Raw genomic sequence first — 15,902 nt, forward strand, 5'->3', positions numbered from 1 at the left:
CGACTACGGGGGAGCAGGCATGACGGCGCGGATGTACCCGCAGGACCCGGACTTCGCGTCGGCCGCCGAGCGGCTGTTCGTGATGGCTCTGCAGGAACAGCTCCCGAACGACGCCGTACTCATCTGCAACCAGCGCTTCACCGATCGCGGCGCCGACCGCGAGGCCGACGTCATCGTGGCCTGGCCCGGCCACGGGGTCGCCGTCCTCGAGGTCAAGGGCGGCAGCGTCTCCCTACAGGACGGTCAGTGGTGGCAGACCGGCGGCCGCAGCAAGGCCATCCACCCGGTCGAGCAAGCACTGAAGTGCAAGTACGCACTGCGTGACTACCTGCACGCCGCACCGAGGTGGTCGCGGGGAAACCCGCGCCTGGCCCACCTGGTCGCGCTGCCGACGACCACCCTGCCGGCGGACTTCGTGGCGCCCGACGCGCCGCGATGGGCCGTCATCGACAAGTCCGAGCTGGGCGCGGCGGCCGGCCGCATCGCGTCGGCACTGCGACTCGTGGAGAACCAGCCGGATCCGCCGACCGTCGACGACGTCGAGCTGTTGGTGGACTGCCTCGTCGGGACGTTGATCCCGCAAGCCGACCTGGTCGCCGAGCTCGGCGAGCGGGAGGCCGCGGTCGAGCTGCTCACCCGGGAGCAGGCCAGGCTGCTGGACTTCCTGGAGTCGCACGACCGCGTCGAGATCCGCGGCGGAGCGGGCTCGGGCAAGACCTGGCTGGCCGTCGAGAAGGCCCGTCGGCTGGCTGCAGCGGGTCAGCGGGTGGCACTGCTCTGCTACTCCCGCGGTCTCGCGGAGTTCCTGCGCCGGCGGGTGGCCACGCTGCCGCGCAAGCAGCGACCGGCCTACGTGGGGGAGTTCCACGAGCTCGGCATCGCCTGGGGCGTCGAGCGCGGCCGGGACGACGACAGCCTGTACTGGGAGCAGCGGCTCCCGGAGGAGATGGTCGAACGGGCGGCCGGGTTGGCGCCAGCCGAGCTCTTCGACGCGGTGGTCATCGACGAGGCGCAGGACTTCGACCAGTCCTGGTGGCCGGCAGTGCTGGCCTCGTTGAGGCAGCCCGACGCGGGTTGCCTCTACGTGTTCTCCGACGAGGGCCAGCGGGTCTTCATGCGCCAGGGACGTTCGCCGGTTCCGCTGCAGGCCTACGACCTCAAGGAGAACCTGCGCAACACCAAGCAGATCGGCGGCACCTTCTCCAGCCTGACCACCGCGCAGATGCGCCTGCTGGGCGGCGACGGCGTTCCGGTTCGCTTCGTCGCGTGCACCACCGACGATGCCCTCGGTGCCGCGGACGACGTCGCCGACGGGCTGCTGGACGCTGGCTGGCCGCCGGAGTCTGTCGCCCTGCTCACCACGTATCGGCGGCACCCGGTGCAGGTCGAGCGCCAAGCCGCTGGTCAGGACGCCTATTGGGCCTCGTACTGGGACGACGAGGACCTGTTCTACGGACACGTCCTCGGGTTCAAAGGGCTGGAGCGACCAGCTGTGGTCCTCGCCGTCAACGGGTTCCGGGACGAGGAGCGGGCGAGGGAGATGCTCTACGTCGGGTTGTCCCGCGCCCGCGACCTGCTCGTCGTGTGCGGCGACCTCGAGCTCATCCAGCGTGTCGGCGGCGACGCCGTTGCCCGTCGGCTGAGGGGCGGGTGAGCAGGTGGCGAAGTACGAGCCGCTGCGACGCTGGCTGGAGGACCTTGCGGGTTGCCCGGAGGTGACGATGAGCCTCGCCGACATCGAGAAGGTGATCGGTGACGCGCTGCCGGCCTCGGCGTACCGACATGCCGCATGGTGGGCCAACGAGACCGGACGGCACGTCCAGGCCACGGCATGGCTTGACGCCGGCTTCAGGGTCGATGAGGTCGATCGTGCAACCCGGACGGTCACTTTCCGTGTGAGCGTCGACCAGTCGGCGCCTCAGACCTCGAGAAGGACCGGGAGGCATCGATGAGGGCCCCGACCGCCGAGACCTTGATGGCGGCGGACGTCCTGGTCCGGTCGGACAAGCCCTGGCAGAGCGAACTCAGACTCCGGCAGTCCAGGTGGCGACAACGCCTCGGACTGCCTGCTGGCGAGCACCGTGGGAAGGCATTGGGATCGTCGCTGCCCGCCCACGACAGGGTCAGCAACTTCCTGACCCCGGCCGTGGCGATGGCGGTGGAAGAGGCGCGGGGTCAGCGTGGTGCGCTGATCAGCGCACCACGGATCTACACCAACATGCTTTCCTCGCAGCCGCTGACGTTCAACCTGTTCGCAGAACTCGCCGCGGACCTCGATACCGCTACGTCGGTGGCCCGCCGACTGTGGCCTGACCTCGTGGAGACGGTGACCGAGGTCCGGTTCGAGTGGTCGCCCGGGCGTGGTGACCTCCGCTTCCTCGGGAACAGGTCGGCCTTCGACGTCGCCTTCGCTGCCGTGGACTCGAAGGGTCGGCCCACGTGCGTCGGGATCGAGGTCAAGTACCACGAAGACCTCACCCAGGACCCTGGCTCAACCCGGTCAGCTCGCTACGACGTCGTCGCACGCGAGTCGGGCGTGTTCAAGGATCCCGACGAGCCAGAGCTGCGCGCGCTGCCGCTGCGTCAGCTCTGGCTCGACCACCTGCTCGCGCTTTCCCTCATCGGTGATGGCGACGGGCGCTGTGCGGCGACCCGGTTCGTGCTGCTCGCACCGGTCGGCGACCTGGCCGTCGCCGCCGCGGACGTGCGGTACCGCAAGGCGTTGTCGGACGCACTCACGTACGAGCGACGGGCCATCGAGGAGGTCGTCGCCGTCATCGCCGGGGTTGTGTCCGCCCCATGGATCCATGACTTCCGGGAGCGTTACCTGCTACCCGCGACGTGAGCTATCACCGATGCCCAGCGTCCGGCCACTGGCCGACGACCAGACCTCGGCGATCGCAGCTGCGACGGCGTCCGGGTCCTCGTGCTCCCAGAAGCGACGGACCGTCCAGCCCAGGCCCTCCAGCTGCGCCGTCGCCGAGAGGTCCCGCAACTGGTTGGTCTCGAGCTTCACCACCCACCACGCGGAGTTCGCCCGCGGCATCTGCAGGTGTTCCGGGCAGGAGTGCCAGAAGCAGCCGTCGATGAACACGGCCAGCCGCACCCGGGTGGAGGCGATGTCGATGGTCCGGCGCCGTTGCCCGGGGATCGGGTGGGCCACCCGGTAGCGCAGGCCCGCGGCGTGCAGCCGCCGGCGTACCGCGAGCTCGGGCCCGTTGTCGCGCCGCTTGGTACGGCTCATCCGGGCGGAGATCCCGGGGTCCGACGAGCCCGGGTGCGGAGGCGGGTTCCACGTCGGCACGTGGCGAGGGTGCGCGGGGGAGCACCGCGAGGCGAGGGCCCACGGCTCAGCTGTGGACAGAGCGCCCGGGTCCGGCAAAGTGCATAGCATGACGACGCCGTTCTCGGGCCCGCTGCACGAGACCACTGCGCTGCCCGACGTGGTCGGGCGCTACGCCGACCGGTTCCACCGTGGGGTCGAGGGTGACCACTGGATCGCCTCGCCGTTGGGCGCCTGGCTGCTGCTGGCCCTCGCCGCACCGGCGGCGCGGCCGGGGTCTGCAAAGGCAGAGCGCATCGCCGAGGCCCTCGGCGTGCCGATCCCCGACGCCGTCCGGCTGGTCGCTGACCTGCTCGGGTCGCCGCACGCCGCCGTGCACGCCGAGACCGCGGCCTGGGCCGACCTCGACGTCACCACCGCGGCGATCGTGGAGTGGGCCGGCGCCCTCCCCGCGGGGACGACGTTCGACACCCGCATCCCCACCCCCGACGAGGCCGACGCGTGGGCGAGCCGGGCCACCCAGGGGCAGATCGAGAAGTTCCCCGTGGACGTCGACGGTGCGCTGCTCGTGCTGGCCAGCGCCCTGGCCCTCGACGTCTCCTGGACCACCCCGCTCGACGTCGTCCCGTCCGGGATGCTCGGTGCGGACGCCCCCCTGGCCGGCCGCGTGCGCCGCGTGCTGAGCGCCGCGCGGGACGGCGGGCTGTCGGTCGTCCGCACCGCCGCAGCCGGGGACGTCGCGCTCGTCGTGCACCGTGCCGTCACCGACATGCTCGTCGCCACGGTCGCCGCCGCACCCGAGGTGCCCGCCGCCGACGTCCTCGCCGTCGCGCACGAGCTCGCCACGGGTGCGGCCCGGCAGCACCCGGCGGCCGTGGTCGACCCCTTCGACCTGGCGCTGGGCGAGGGACCGGTGATCACCGTCGCCGAGCGGGAGGTTCCCCTGCCGCGGGACCGGATGGCCGTGGTGCACGCCTACCTGCCGGCCTGGCGGGCCGACAGCACCCACGACCTGATGCGCCAGCCCGGAATCCCTTCCGGGGCGACCGCCGTGATGGGCCTGCTCGCGCCGACCGATGGTCCGCTGGAGGTCGAGGCCAAGCAGGTGGCGACGGCGGAGTTCAGCCGGTTCGGCTTCCGGGCGGCCGCGGTGAGCGCGATGGCGATGCGGGCCAGCGGCGCGCCGGTGAGAAGGCCCGGGTTGCTGCGCGAGGTCACCCTGCGGTTCGGGCACCCGCACGCCGTCGTCGCCGTCGCCCTCGACGACGACGGCGGGCCCTGGCACGGCGTCCCGGTGTTCAGCGCTTGGGTCGGGCAGGCCACCGAGGTGCCCGAGGACTGATCAGGCCGACCGCAGGTCCGCCACCACCCGGGCCAGCGCCGCGGCCACCGGGGTGCCGGGCAGGCGCGCGTCGATCGCGGCCGACACCGCGCCGTAGTACCAGAGCAGCTGCTCCCTCGTGGGCCCGAACGTCGTCCAGAAGTCCGGGCCGTACGTGGCGACGTCGGCCGCGATCCGCGAGCCGTTGTGGATCTTGTCGCAGGCGGTGACCAGCAGGGCCTCGACCGGCTCGGTGGCCAGCGACGCGACGTAGGCCTGCTTGCGCTCGGCCCACGGGGGCTTCGCGCCGGGGACGTTCGGGTTGTCGCTGCAGACCGCCACGATCGCTGCGACGTCCGCGCCGAACCGCTCGCCGATCTCCGTCAGCACCACCGGACCCTCTCCGTCCGGGGCGTCCTCGACCGCGTCGTGCAGCAGGCCGGCGATCGCCTGGCTCTCGCTGCCGCCGTGCTCCAGCACCAACGCGCTCACGCTCAGCAGGTGCGACAGGTAGGGCACCTGCGAGCCCTTGCGCAGCTGCGCGCGGTGGTGCGCGGCCGCGAAGGCCAGCGCCTCGTCGTAGCGCTCGGTCAGCGGTCCCGAGCCGGCCGTCCGTCGCTGCTCGATCGAAGTCACAGCTCCGATCCAACCGCGCAGGTGTGGGACGGCGCATGCCCGGGGACGACCGGCGGATGAGTGACACGAAGACGGTGCAGTCGGTGGCAGTGCTCGGGCTCGGCATGATGGGCGGCGCGATGGCGCAGCGCCTGGTCGACGCCGGGCTCGACGTCCGGGTGTGGAACCGCAGCCCGGAGAAGGCCGAGCCGTTCGGTGACCGCGCGGCCGCGTCCGCTGCCGAGGCCGTGGAGGGGGCCGACGCCGTCCTCACCATGCTGTTCGACGCCGACTCCGTGCGGTCGGTGGCCGACGACGTCCTGCCGGCGATGACGCCGGACGCGATCTGGATCCAGGCCTCCACCACCGGGCCGGTCGCCGCGCAGGAGTTCGCCGACCGCGCCCGCGAGGCCGGCGTCCGCTTCCTCGACGCCCCCGTTCTCGGCACCAAGGCGCCCGCCGAGCAGGGCAAGCTCACCGCGCTCCTCGCCGGTGCCGACGCCGACGTCGAGGCCATCCAGCCCGTGCTCGACGCGATCTCGGTCAAGCAGGTCCGGGTCGGCGCACCCCCGCAGGCCTCCGCGCTGAAGATCGCCGCCAACGCCTGGATCGCCACCCTCACCGCCGGCATCGGGCAGTCGCTGACCATCGCCGAGCGGCTGGGCGTCGACCCCGCCGACCTGCTCTCCGCGGTCGAGGGCAGCGCCGTCGACACCCCCTACCTGCAGATGAAGGGCAAGGCCGTCATCGGCCGCGACTTCACGCCGTCGTTCGAGGTGACCGGCCTGCTCAAGGACGTCCGGCTTGCCGCGGAGACCCCCGGCGTCGACCCGACCCTGCTCGACGCGCTGGCGAGCCTCTACGCGAGCGCCGCCGACGCCGGGCACGGCGACGAGGACATCGCCGCGGTCTGGCACGCCTTCCAGCGCTGAACCTCGACCGGCCATCAGCGGCTGGCGCTTCTCGGCTCCTCGAGAAGGAGGCCGAGAGCAGCCAGGCCGCTGCGTCGGGCGCCCTCGGGTAGCTGCAACCACGCGGGAGCGGTCGGCCGCCCCAGGTGCTCCTGCAGGTGCAGGAGTCGCCCCCGGTCGCTGCCCGACGGGATTCGGTCCTCGAACGGGTCCACGCATGCCAGCAGGACTGCGGCGTCCAGGAGGTGCCGACCGGGGTCACGTGAGTCGGCCTTGTGGGCTGCAGCCTTGAGGATCAGAGCTCCGAAGGCATTGGGCACGGTGACGACGGTCGGCTCGTCGGTGATGTCCACCTGTGCTGTCGTGGCCCGGCGGCGAGCTTGGGTGCCGCCATCAACGGGAACCATGTCGTAGCCCTTCAGCCGCTCCAGGACCCGAGGTGGCACGTGGTCGGCGACGACGACGTCGACCACAGAGTCCTGGGTGTCGGGCTCCGGGTCGGAGGTGACCAGGTCCACGACAGCTCCCTCGCGGACGAAACGGTGCGCTGCTGCCGTCCTCGGGTCGAAGCCGGGACGCAACTGGTATCCCAACCGCTCCAGACCCCCCGCCACCTCCGCGGCTCGGCCGCGACCGCCCTCGACGTGCAGCAGGACGTCGATGTCCTCGGTGGCGCGGACGATGGGCAGCCCGGCCGCAGCAGCGTGGATCTGGACCATGAGTCCGCCGATGAGCATCCAGGTGTCCGGGTGGAGCTCCTGGCTCAGCTCCGCCACGGCCGGCCACGGTCGTGCCCAGCCGCCAGGTGGCGTCGGGACCAGGATGGGTCCGGTCACCGCGCGCGGTCCCCGAGCCTCGACTGGGCGGATGCGATGAGTTGCCGCCCGGCCGCTCTCTCACGGTCGTCCGTCGATCCTGCAAGGTCCAGTCCGGCGAGCACCTGCTGCCGACCGCGGGCGAGGCTCCGGACCAGATCGATGGGCATCGTGGTCTCCCGCAGCACGATGTGGCCGCCCGGGTCGTGCTCCATCCGGAAGCGGATGACCAGACGCAGGACCTCGTCCGCGGACACGTAGCCGTCCACCCGCTCGTGCTCGGAGGCCGCACTGAGTCCCGCCGTCGCGGTCAAGGCTCCCGACGACACCACGAGCCCACTCAGCCACGAGTGCGCCTGGGGATGGGCGAAGTACCGGCGCACGCGGGCCCTGTCCCGGGTCCTGGCCACCACTTCTGCAGGTGTTGCGTCGACGAGTGCGGTCCTCAGGCGGGACCGGCGCGGTTGGTCGACCCAGTCGACCTTCTGCCCCTCGAGCAGGGCGACCGCCGCCCAGGCGGTCGGTTCCGCCCACGCACGTACCCGGTGGGTGGGGCGCTGTGCGAGCCACTGCTCCACGGAGATGGCCTCGATGCGGTCCGTCCCGATGCGGGTCAGTGCACCGTCGGTCATGAGGCGTTGGACCTGGCGGACCGACAAGCCCATGCGTTCGGCTGCTTGTCGCGTCGTCATGAGGGCCATGCGAAAAGTGTCGTTCTAACGACGTTGTCGAGCAAGAGTGGATGGACGCGCCCGGCGAAGGGGCGGAAGTGCCGGTAGACCGGACGGCGTGCACCGCATCGCGCTCCTCGACGACCACCAGTCCGCCGCCGCCCGGTTCGCCGACTGGTCGACCCTGCCCGAACCCGCCCAGGTGGTGGCGTTCGCCGACTCGGTGGCCGGGGACGCCCTCGTGCAGCGGCTGCGCGGGTTCGACGTCGTCGTCGCCATGCGCGAGCGGACGGCGTTCCCCCGCGAGGTGCTCGAGCGGCTGACCGACCTGCGGCTGCTGGTCACCACCGGCGGTGCCAACGCCGCCATCGACCTCGCCGCCACCGGCGACCTCGGCATCACCGTCTGCGGCACCGGCGCCCACGGCCCCGCCACCGCCGAGCTGACCTGGGCACTCGTCCTGGCCGTCGCGCGGCGCATCCCCGAGGAGGACGCCGCGGTGCGGGCCGGCGGCTGGCAGCACACCGTCGGCCGCGACCTCGCCGGCGCCACCCTCGGCGTCATCGGGCTGGGCCGGCTGGGGGAGCAGGTCGCCCGGGTCGGGCAGGCCTTCGGCATGGACGTCGTCGCGTGGAGTGCAAACCTCACCGACGAGCGCGCCGCCGAGGTCGGCGTGCGCCGGGTCGAGCGCGACGACCTGCTGCGGACGGCGGACGTCGTGACCATCCACCTCAAGCTCTCCGACCGCACCCGCGGCCTGCTGGGCGCCGCCGAGCTCGCGTTGCTCAAGCCGACCGCGATCCTGGTCAACACCAGCCGCGGGCCGATCGTCGACGAGGCAGCCCTCGTCGAGGTGCTGCGGGCGGGCCGGATCCACGGCGCCGGCCTGGACGTCTTCGACACCGAGCCGCTGCCGCAGGGTTCCCCGCTGCGCGAGCTGCGCCGCGCCGTGCTCACCCCGCACCTGGGCTACGTCACCGAGCGCACCTACGAGGTCTTCTGGCGCGACGCGGTCGAGGACGTCGCTGCCTGGCTGCGCGACGAGCCCATGCGGGTGCTCACCGCGTAGTCGGCCACGACCTGCGCGGCAGCAGCGCGGTCGCCGTCAACCCGTCGCCGACGTGCAGGCTGCAGTCGACCCCCTCGCGTCCGCGGAGCACGGTGTCGGCCGCCGCAGCCCAGGCGTGGTCCTCGGGCAGCGGGCTCGCGGGGCCCGGCCGCTCCAGGTACAGCGCCAGGTGCAGGTCGGCCGGCGACAGGTGCTCGGCCTCGGCCACCGCGGCGGTCAGGTCGACGAGGTGGGCCAGCAGGGCGCGGTCCGGCTCGGTCGGGACGTCGTCGATCGGCACCAGCAGCGGGGCGGACGTGCCGTCGGGCCGCAGCCAGCTGAGCACCAGGGAGCGCCGGGACGGCGGACCCTCGGTGCCGAGCAGGTGCTGCCAGCGCTCGGCGAGCTGGGCGGCGTCGGTGACGGGGACGGAGGGGTGCTGGATGGCGGTCATGGCGGGCAGGGTGCCGCAGATCCGCCGGTCACGATGATCTTGTCCACAGGCGCTGCGGATGTCGGACCCCACCGGTTGACTGACGCCATGCGCACCTTCACGGCCCACGCCGGACTCACGCTGCCCGCCCTCGGCTTCGGCACCTACCGGCTCAACGGCACCGAGGGCGTCGCGGCGATCGAGCGGGCGATCGACGGCGGCTGGACCCTGCTGGACTCCGCGTTCAACTACGAGAACGAGGGCGCCGTCGGCCGCGCCGTCCGCAACTCGGGGCGGCGCGACGAGCTGATCATCACCTCGAAGCTCCCCGGCCGGCACCACGCGCGCGACGAGGCGATCGCCACGATCGAGGAGAGCCTGTTCCGCACCGGCCTCGACGTGCTCGACCTGTACCTCATCCACTGGCCCAACCCGGGGGTCGACAAGTACGTCGAGGCGTGGGGCGCGCTGATCGAGGCGCGCGACCGCGGGCTGGTCAAGGCCATCGGCGTCTGCAACTTCGAGCCCGAGCACCTCGACCGGCTGCAGGCCGAGACCGGCGAGCTGCCGCAGGTCAACCAGATCGAGCTGCACCCCTACTTCCCGCAGGCCGAGTTGCTGGCCTACGGCGCCGAGCACGGCATCATCACCGAGGCCTGGACCCCGCTGGGCCGCGGCTACGACCTGCTCGAGCACCCCGTGCTCACCGAGGTCGCCGCCGCGCACGACGCCACCACCGCGCAGGTGGCGCTGGCCTGGTCGATCGCCCTCGGCGCGCTCCCGCTGCCCAAGGCGGCGTCCCCGGAGCGGCAGGCCGAGAACCTCGCCGCGGCCGACCTGGAACTCACCGACGACGAGGTCGCCCGCATCAGCGCGCTCGGCCGGCCCGACGGCCGCACCTACGACCAGGACCCCACCCGCTACGAGGAGTTCTGACCGCGCATCACGCCGAAGGGTGAGAGGTGCTCAACCGACGGCGGGTGGCCCCCGATGCACGAGGGACCAGCCCGTCGTCAGGAGCACCCCGTGGACCGATCCACCAGCACCGTCTCGACCCGCGTCCTGCTGTGGGGCGTCGTCGCCCCCCTCGTGGTCGGCGGCTTCGTCCCACCGCTGGCCGGCATCGCGATGCTCTGGCTCCTGGTCGGGCTGGGCACGCTGATGGTCCAGGCCATCCGCGACGCCGTGCAGGGCATCGACCCCACCGAGGACGACGAGAGCGACGACCTGCACGACGAGCTGGCCGCCGCCCTGCCCGTGCCGGTGCCCACGCGCTGGTGGAACCGGCGCGACGAGGACCCGAACCTGGCCGCGGCCCGCGTCGGCAGCTGGGGCTGACCCCGGACCGATAGCCTGCCGGGACGTCCGCGATCCGGGGACGTCGACCGGGGGAGGTCTGGGTGGCGCGGCGCGGCCTGGCCCGGTGGGTGCTCGTGGCGAGCATCGTCGTCATCGGCCTCACGCTGTCCGCGGCAGCTGCCGTCTGGTCCACCGAGACCCAGGTGCAGCGCACCCAGCAGCACCGCGACGACCTCGCGAAGGTCGCCCGCATCGAGAGCCAGCTGCTCACCGGCTACGTCGACGAGGAGACCGGCCTCCGCGGCTACCTGCTCACCGGCGAGGCCGCCTTCCTGGCGCCCTACGAGCGGGCTGCCCGGGCCACCCCCGAGCTGACCACCGCCCTGCGCGGCAGCTGGACCGCCGTCGACGGGCCCACCGAGCTGGTCGACGCCCTCGAGGACGCCCACGACAGCTGGGTCGACCACGCCCGGTCGCAGATCGACCTGGTCGGCACCGGCGACGCCGACGCCGCCAGCTCCGTCGCCGAGACCGAGCGCGGCAAGCAGCTCTTCGACGCCATCCGCGACCGGGAACGCGCCCTGGCCGACTGGGTCACCGCCGCCGAGGACCGCACCGCCGACCGGCTCGCCGAGCTGCAGACCCGCATGACCGGGCTGCTCGCCGCCACGCTCACCATGCTGCTCGTGGTCACCGTCGCCGGGTGCCTGGTGCTGTGGCGGGCCGTCGTCCGTCCGCTGAGCCGGCTGGCCGCCGCGACCCGCACCGTCGCGGCCGGCGACCTGGCCGCCGCCCTGCCGGCGACCGGGGCACCCGAGATGCGCAGCCTGGCCACCGACGTCACCGCGATGCGCGACCGGCTCGCCGCCGACCTGCACGGCACCCGGCAGGCCCTGGACGCCCTCGCCCAGAGCGGCCCCGCGGTGGAGGCGCTGCGGGCCGCGCTCGAGCCGGTCGGTGGCCAGGTGCCCGGCATCGCGGTCGCCGCCCGGCTGGACCCGGCCGAGGGCGTGCTCGCCGGCGACTGGTTCGACACGGTGGCGCTGGCGCCGTCCCGGTTGGGGGTCGTGGTCGGGGACGTCGCGGGCCACGGGCCGGCCAGCGCGGTGTTCGCGCTGCGGCTCAAGCACAGCCTGCTCACCGCGCTGCGGGCCGGCCTGGCCCCCGGCGAGGCGCTGGCCGCGGTCTGCGCCGACCTCGCCGACGCCCCCGCCGGGCAGTTCGCCACCGCCTTCGTCGCCGTCCTCGACCCCGACGAGGGCACCGTCGCGCACGCCAACGCCGGGCACCCCGCCGGCCTCCTCGTCGGCCCCGCCCGCACCTGGACCGAGCTGGACACCACCGGGCCGCTGCTGTCGTCGGTGATGGCCGGGCGCCGGTGGCGGACGGTGCGCAGCCGGCTCGCCCCGGACGACGTCCTGCTCGTGCACACCGACGGCGTGACCGAGTCGCGCGACGCCGGGGGCGCCGAGTTCGGGGTCGAGGGGATCCGGCAGGCGGTCGGGGCCAGCGGCACGGACGACCCGCAGCGGGTGGTCGACGCCGTCGCCGCGGCCAGCATGCGGTTCGGCGGCAACCGGCCCCGCCGCGACGACCACACCGTGGTCTGCCTGCAGCGCGGCCGCGCCGTGCCCGGCGCCCGCGCCCCGGCCGACGACCGGACCTCGGCGAACCGCTAGGACCCCAGCCAGCTCTGGACGGCGTCCAGATGGGCGTGGGTCAGGCCGGTCTCCAGCAGCGGCGCCACGACCATGACCTGCGGGTTCTCGGCCAACCAGCCGGCGACGTCGTCGGCCTGCAGGCCCAGGTCGTCGTCGATCCACACGACGCGACGGTCGGGCTGCTCGGCGACCACGGCCCGGGCGGCGACCAGCTTCCACCAGCCGGGGGCGCCGGCCAGGGCGGTGGTGAACCCGCTCGGGCCCTCGCCGTCCTCGCGGTGGTGCACGCGCAACCCGCGCGGCAGGCCCATCGGATCGGCCAGCAGCTCGTCGGCGTACTGCGCCCAGGTGGTCAGCCACTGCAGCTCGACCGTGCCGGAGGTGTGCCAGTCGGCCAGCCGCCGCGTGACCGTCGGGTCCCAGGACAACGTGTAGCCCCGGAACACCCCGCGTTCCCGGCCGGGGGAGACGCCGTCGTCCAGTGCGTTCAGCACGCCGTCGACGTCGAGGAGGACCAGGGGTGGGTGCACGCCACCGTCCTACCCTGCTGGCGCGGACGCCGCCCAGGCAGCAGGGTGGGCCACATGATCAGGCTGATCGTCATCGTGCTCGCCGTGGTCGTCGTCGCCCTGGCGATCCGGTCGTTGCTGCGGCAGACCGGGCACACCGCCGTGCGGAGGTCGAACACGACGCGCTCCACCGACACCGGGACCGCTGCCGGTGCCGGTGCCGGTGCCGGCTACGTCGGCTGGTCCGACGGGGGAGCGGACGGCGGGGCGGACGGCGGCGCCGGGCGCGGCCACCACGGCGGTTCCTCCGGCACCGACGGCGGGTCCTCGGGGTCCGACGGCGGCTCGTCCGGGTCGGACGGCGGCGGGGGCGGCGGTGGTGGGGACGGAGGCGCCTGAGCCGGCTCAGTCCGCGGCGGCCCGCGTGCCGAACCAGCCGATGCCGGCCAGGGCCGCCGTCTCGACCAGGTAGCCGACGACGGTGAGCCCGACCTGGGGCAGCAGCTGCGACACGACCACCGCGGTGATCGCGGCCGGGGCGAACCAGCCCGGCGCGGTCCGGGCGCGCAGGGTTGCGACGAGGCCGAGCAGTCCGCCGACGGCGACCACGACCGTCGTCCCCAGGATGGTCGGCAGCAGCAGGTCCAGGCGACCGTTCAGCCCCTCGACCAGCTCGCGACCGGCCACCTCGGGCAGCACGGCCGGGTCGACGGCGAACGCGAACGGCAGCACCTCGGCGGTGATGACCGCCCCGAACACGATCCCGCCCAGGCCGACCAGCACCCCGGCCAGGCACGCCAGCGCCGACGACCGGCCCAGCAGCACCAGGAACACCGCCGCCGCCACGAACGAGACGGTGTAGCTCGGGCCGCCCAGGTACAGGTTCATCCACCAGAAGCCCGGCCGGCTGGCATCGGCCCAGTCGATCGAGCCGTCGAAGGGGCCCTCCCAGAGGGCGAACACGACCCGGCCGGCCAGCGAGGCCAGCAGGAGGACCAGGAGCAGGACGGCGGCCCGCGGCGGGGCGAGGCGGGTGGGGGTGTCGATCACGGGGTACCTCCGGTGGGCGGGAGCGGTGCGCCCAGCGTCGGGGGGAGGCGGGCCGCGGAACATCGGCCTCAGCACCTATCCGCAGGTCAGGAGGTGTGCTGCAGCCAGATCCGGGTCGCCTGCACGCGACGGTTCGTGCCGCCGTCGGGCCGCAGGTCCAGCTTGGTGAACACCGACCGCAGGTGGGCGTCGACGGTCCGCTCGGAGATCACCAGCTGCGCGGCGATGCCCGCGTTGCTCGCCCCGGCGGCCAGCAGGCCGAGCACCTCGCTCTCCCGCGCCGTCAACCCCGGCACCCGGGTCGGTGCGGCGGGCGCGGCCGCCGGCACGAGGGCGGAGGCCAGCCGACCGCCGGCCAGCCACGCGCCGCCGACGCCGGCCACCGCCAGGACGACGACCCCGACGACGGTCAGCGCCGGGGGCAGCTGCAGCGTCGGGGCGGCCAGCAGCGTGCCGCCGGCCAGGACGAGGAGGACGGCGGCGGTGACCGTCGTCGTCCGCACGACCGCGGGGACGGCGTCGGCGGCGTCCCGCGCAGCGAGCACGGCGCACCCCGCCGCGCAGGCCGCGCCCCCCGCCAGCGCCACCAGGAACGCGACCGACCCCAGCTCCGGCTCGACCGCGCCGGGATCGCGGGCCACCGCCAGCAGCAGGCAGAACAGCACGACCAGCGGCGCGGTCGCCGTCCCCGCCGCCGCGATCCCGAGCCCGGCGCGGGCCGGCCCCGCCGAGGTCGCGGCGGCCCGGCCGAGCCGGACCGGGAGGAGGAGCAGGGCCAGCGCCGCCGCGGTGGTGAGCAGGTCGCCGAGCGGGGCGAGGGCGGTGCGCCAGGCCTCGGGGGCGATCGTCGGGACGCCGGTGAACGGCTCGGTGGCGCTGGTCAGGAGCAGGTTGCCCACCGCGGCCGCGGTGAGGACGGCGGCCACGAGCCGGGCGTCCCACGCGGGGGTCCCGCTCCGCCGCACGGCCGCCGCCGCGGTCAGCTGGGCCAGCGCCAGCGGTGGGATCCACGCGGAGGTCCAGACCGCGACCGCCACGGCGTCCCCGGAGCCGACCGCCCAGGCCGCGGCCCCCAGGTAGGCCAGCAGCGACGCCGCCAGCCACCGGGCGGGGCGCTGCGCGGGGCCGGGCAGCCGGGTGGACGCGACCACGGCAGCGACGGCGCCGGCGGCGAGGGCGACCGCGCCGACCGGGTCGGTGGCGAAGCCGTGGTCGCCGTCCAGGCGCAGCTGCACCAGGCAGAGGACCGCCGCCGCACCGGCGAGGCCGACCAGCGCCACGGGGCGGGGCACGGACACGCACGGAGCGTGGCGGACCCGGGGTGGCCCGGCAAGGCCCCGGTGCACCGTCGGGTTGCCGCCGCGGGGGGCTCGGGCATGATCGTCAACCGATCACATCCGGCCCACGAGGGTCACGACGGAGGAGACGTACATGGCGAACGGTGCGACCAAGGACGCGAAGAAGGCCGTCAAGAAGGCCGAGTCCAAGTGGGAGAAGCTGCTCAAGAAGGTCAAGGGCGCGGACAAGGGCAAGGACCGCAAGCGCGCCAAGAAGGCCGCGAAGAAGGCCGAGAAGGCCGCGAAGCAGGCCCGCAAGGCCGCCAAGAAGGCCAAGAAGAAGTGAGCTCCGGTCCCGCCCCCTCGACGGGGGCGGGACCGCTCAGTCCGGCGGGAGGCCCTGCGCCGTGCGGATCCGGGACCGGGTGTGCAGCAGCTGCTCCACCTCGCCGGTGTCGAGCTCGTCGTCGGTGGCCAGCTCGACCCGGGCCAGCCCGATCGCCGTCCAGCGGGCGGCCTGCACCAGGTCGTCGGCGGTCTCGAACACCTCGGCCATCGCGGTGCAGTCGGTGACGCCCGGTCGGGTGCGCCGCAGCTCGTCGGCCACCGCCCGTGCCTCGTCCGGGCGGCCCGAGGCGAGCAGGACGGCGGCGATGGAGCACCGGGTGTCGGGGACGGCGGGGCGCCCCTCCGCCTCGGCCGCGCGGCGGAAGACCGCGATCGCGGCGTCGGTGTCACCGGCCAGGTCCAGGTGCCAGCCGGCCTCGGCGAGCAGCTCGGCCGTCGACGGCTCGTCGTCGGGGTGCACCACGGAGGCCCACTCGAGCAGGGACTCCGCCAGGGTGCGGTGGGCGTCGGGGGAGCGGTGGCCCTCGGTCGCCTCGAGGTCGTCGTAGGTCAGGGGCTCGCGCACCTGACCGACCCTAGCGAGCGCCGATCATCCACAGGCAGGTGCCGTGCACGTCGTTGACCTGCATAGACTCCCGCGCACTGTCGATCGACCCGGGGA

General features: G+C 74.0%; 20 protein-coding genes. 11 read left to right on the top strand and 9 right to left on the bottom strand.

The annotated features are described in order from the left end of the window. The first annotated feature begins 19 nt into the window (after positions 1 to 19). From BLS67_RS15930 to BLS67_RS15940, 3 genes are read left to right on the top strand one after another with little or no spacing between them, the layout of a single operon-like run. The gene (locus BLS67_RS15930; protein ID WP_091246981.1) at positions 20 to 1,654 is read left to right on the top strand and encodes an NERD domain-containing protein; all 1,635 of its coding nucleotides are present in this window, start codon (positions 20 to 22) and stop codon (positions 1,652 to 1,654) included. A gap of 4 nt (positions 1,655 to 1,658) precedes the next feature. Continuing rightward, a complete protein-coding gene (locus BLS67_RS15935; RefSeq protein ID WP_091246983.1) occupies positions 1,659 to 1,952 on the top strand; it encodes a DUF7662 domain-containing protein in 294 nt (97 codons plus the stop codon). Further along, a complete protein-coding gene (locus BLS67_RS15940) occupies positions 1,949 to 2,845 on the top strand; it encodes a PGN_0703 family putative restriction endonuclease (protein WP_091246985.1) in 897 nt (298 codons plus the stop codon). The genes BLS67_RS15935 and BLS67_RS15940 overlap by 4 nt, the downstream gene beginning before the upstream one ends. On the opposite strand, the gene BLS67_RS15945 is transcribed toward BLS67_RS15940, so the two are convergent. Further along, positions 2,831 to 3,244 (bottom strand): very short patch repair endonuclease, encoded by a 414-nt coding sequence (locus BLS67_RS15945; protein WP_091246986.1) that lies wholly within the window; start codon positions 3,242 to 3,244, stop codon positions 2,831 to 2,833. The genes BLS67_RS15940 and BLS67_RS15945 overlap by 15 nt on opposite strands. A gap of 148 nt (positions 3,245 to 3,392) precedes the next feature. Here BLS67_RS15945 and BLS67_RS15950 point away from each other — a divergent pair, with 148 nt between their 5' ends. Then, positions 3,393 to 4,625, top strand: a complete 1,233-nt coding sequence (locus tag BLS67_RS15950; protein WP_091246988.1) for a hypothetical protein — start codon at positions 3,393 to 3,395, stop codon at positions 4,623 to 4,625. Here BLS67_RS15950 and BLS67_RS15955 read toward each other — a convergent pair whose 3' ends face one another. After that, entirely contained in the window at positions 4,626 to 5,240 is a 615-nt protein-coding gene (locus BLS67_RS15955; protein ID WP_207500651.1) for an HD domain-containing protein, read from the bottom strand. It lies immediately after the preceding gene. A gap of 56 nt (positions 5,241 to 5,296) precedes the next feature. Between BLS67_RS15955 and BLS67_RS15960 the strand changes: the two genes are divergently transcribed. After that, positions 5,297 to 6,151 (top strand): NAD(P)-dependent oxidoreductase, encoded by an 855-nt coding sequence (locus BLS67_RS15960; protein ID WP_091246990.1) that lies wholly within the window; start codon positions 5,297 to 5,299, stop codon positions 6,149 to 6,151. A 14-nt stretch (positions 6,152 to 6,165) separates the two neighbouring features. On the opposite strand, the gene BLS67_RS15965 is transcribed toward BLS67_RS15960, so the two are convergent. Both BLS67_RS15965 and BLS67_RS15970 read right to left on the bottom strand, forming a co-directional pair. Continuing rightward, complete coding sequence (locus tag BLS67_RS15965; RefSeq protein ID WP_242654129.1) at positions 6,166 to 6,906, bottom strand: hypothetical protein; 741 nt, start codon at positions 6,904 to 6,906, stop codon at positions 6,166 to 6,168. Positions 6,907 to 6,962: 56 nt separating this feature from the next. Then, on the bottom strand, positions 6,963 to 7,646 hold the full coding sequence (locus BLS67_RS15970; protein WP_091246994.1) for a helix-turn-helix domain-containing protein: 684 nt from the start codon (positions 7,644 to 7,646) through the stop codon (positions 6,963 to 6,965). Between the two features lie 88 nt (positions 7,647 to 7,734). Between BLS67_RS15970 and BLS67_RS15975 the strand changes: the two genes are divergently transcribed. Beyond that, the gene (locus BLS67_RS15975; RefSeq protein WP_091246995.1) at positions 7,735 to 8,685 is read left to right on the top strand and encodes a D-2-hydroxyacid dehydrogenase family protein; all 951 of its coding nucleotides are present in this window, start codon (positions 7,735 to 7,737) and stop codon (positions 8,683 to 8,685) included. Here the strand turns inward: BLS67_RS15975 and BLS67_RS15980 are convergent. Further along, on the bottom strand, positions 8,675 to 9,118 hold the full coding sequence (locus BLS67_RS15980; protein WP_091246997.1) for a hypothetical protein: 444 nt from the start codon (positions 9,116 to 9,118) through the stop codon (positions 8,675 to 8,677). The genes BLS67_RS15975 and BLS67_RS15980 overlap by 11 nt on opposite strands. Positions 9,119 to 9,205: 87 nt before the next feature. Here BLS67_RS15980 and BLS67_RS15985 point away from each other — a divergent pair, with 87 nt between their 5' ends. The 3 genes from BLS67_RS15985 (at position 9,206) to BLS67_RS15995 (ending at position 12,075) form a co-directional block, all read left to right on the top strand. Next, positions 9,206 to 10,033 (top strand): aldo/keto reductase, encoded by an 828-nt coding sequence (locus tag BLS67_RS15985; RefSeq protein ID WP_091247000.1) that lies wholly within the window; start codon positions 9,206 to 9,208, stop codon positions 10,031 to 10,033. Positions 10,034 to 10,123: 90 nt separating this feature from the next. Then, positions 10,124 to 10,435 (top strand): hypothetical protein, encoded by a 312-nt coding sequence (locus BLS67_RS15990; RefSeq protein WP_091247002.1) that lies wholly within the window; start codon positions 10,124 to 10,126, stop codon positions 10,433 to 10,435. A 62-nt stretch (positions 10,436 to 10,497) separates the two neighbouring features. Continuing rightward, the gene (locus BLS67_RS15995; RefSeq protein WP_091247003.1) at positions 10,498 to 12,075 is read left to right on the top strand and encodes a PP2C family protein-serine/threonine phosphatase; all 1,578 of its coding nucleotides are present in this window, start codon (positions 10,498 to 10,500) and stop codon (positions 12,073 to 12,075) included. Here BLS67_RS15995 and BLS67_RS16000 read toward each other — a convergent pair. Then, a complete protein-coding gene (locus BLS67_RS16000; RefSeq protein WP_091247006.1) occupies positions 12,072 to 12,587 on the bottom strand; it encodes an HAD domain-containing protein in 516 nt (171 codons plus the stop codon). The two genes, BLS67_RS15995 and BLS67_RS16000, sit on opposite strands and share 4 nt — an antisense overlap. Positions 12,588 to 12,641: 54 nt before the next feature. Between BLS67_RS16000 and BLS67_RS16005 the strand changes: the two genes are divergently transcribed. Continuing rightward, positions 12,642 to 12,965: a hypothetical protein gene (locus BLS67_RS16005; protein ID WP_091247009.1), complete on the top strand. Its 324-nt coding sequence runs from the start codon at positions 12,642 to 12,644 to the stop codon at positions 12,963 to 12,965. 6 nt (positions 12,966 to 12,971) lie between these two features. On the opposite strand, the gene BLS67_RS16010 is transcribed toward BLS67_RS16005, so the two are convergent. After that, positions 12,972 to 13,616 (bottom strand): hypothetical protein, encoded by a 645-nt coding sequence (locus BLS67_RS16010; RefSeq protein WP_091247011.1) that lies wholly within the window; start codon positions 13,614 to 13,616, stop codon positions 12,972 to 12,974. An 86-nt stretch (positions 13,617 to 13,702) separates the two neighbouring features. Beyond that, a complete protein-coding gene (locus tag BLS67_RS24525) occupies positions 13,703 to 14,914 on the bottom strand; it encodes a helix-turn-helix transcriptional regulator (protein ID WP_242654130.1) in 1,212 nt (403 codons plus the stop codon). 133 nt (positions 14,915 to 15,047) lie between these two features. Here BLS67_RS24525 and BLS67_RS16020 point away from each other — a divergent pair, with 133 nt between their 5' ends. Beyond that, positions 15,048 to 15,239 carry a hypothetical protein gene (locus BLS67_RS16020; protein WP_091247013.1) on the top strand — a complete coding sequence of 64 codons (192 nt, stop codon included), beginning with the start codon at positions 15,048 to 15,050 and terminating at the stop codon, positions 15,237 to 15,239. Positions 15,240 to 15,275: 36 nt separating this feature from the next. On the opposite strand, the gene BLS67_RS16025 is transcribed toward BLS67_RS16020, so the two are convergent. Further along, positions 15,276 to 15,806 carry a tetratricopeptide repeat protein gene (locus BLS67_RS16025; RefSeq protein ID WP_091247015.1) on the bottom strand — a complete coding sequence of 177 codons (531 nt, stop codon included), beginning with the start codon at positions 15,804 to 15,806 and terminating at the stop codon, positions 15,276 to 15,278. Between the last annotated feature and the right edge of the window lie 96 nt (positions 15,807 to 15,902).

It is taken from the genome of Klenkia soli, assembly GCF_900103975.1.
GTDB lineage: Bacteria > Actinomycetota > Actinomycetes > Mycobacteriales > Geodermatophilaceae > Klenkia > Klenkia soli.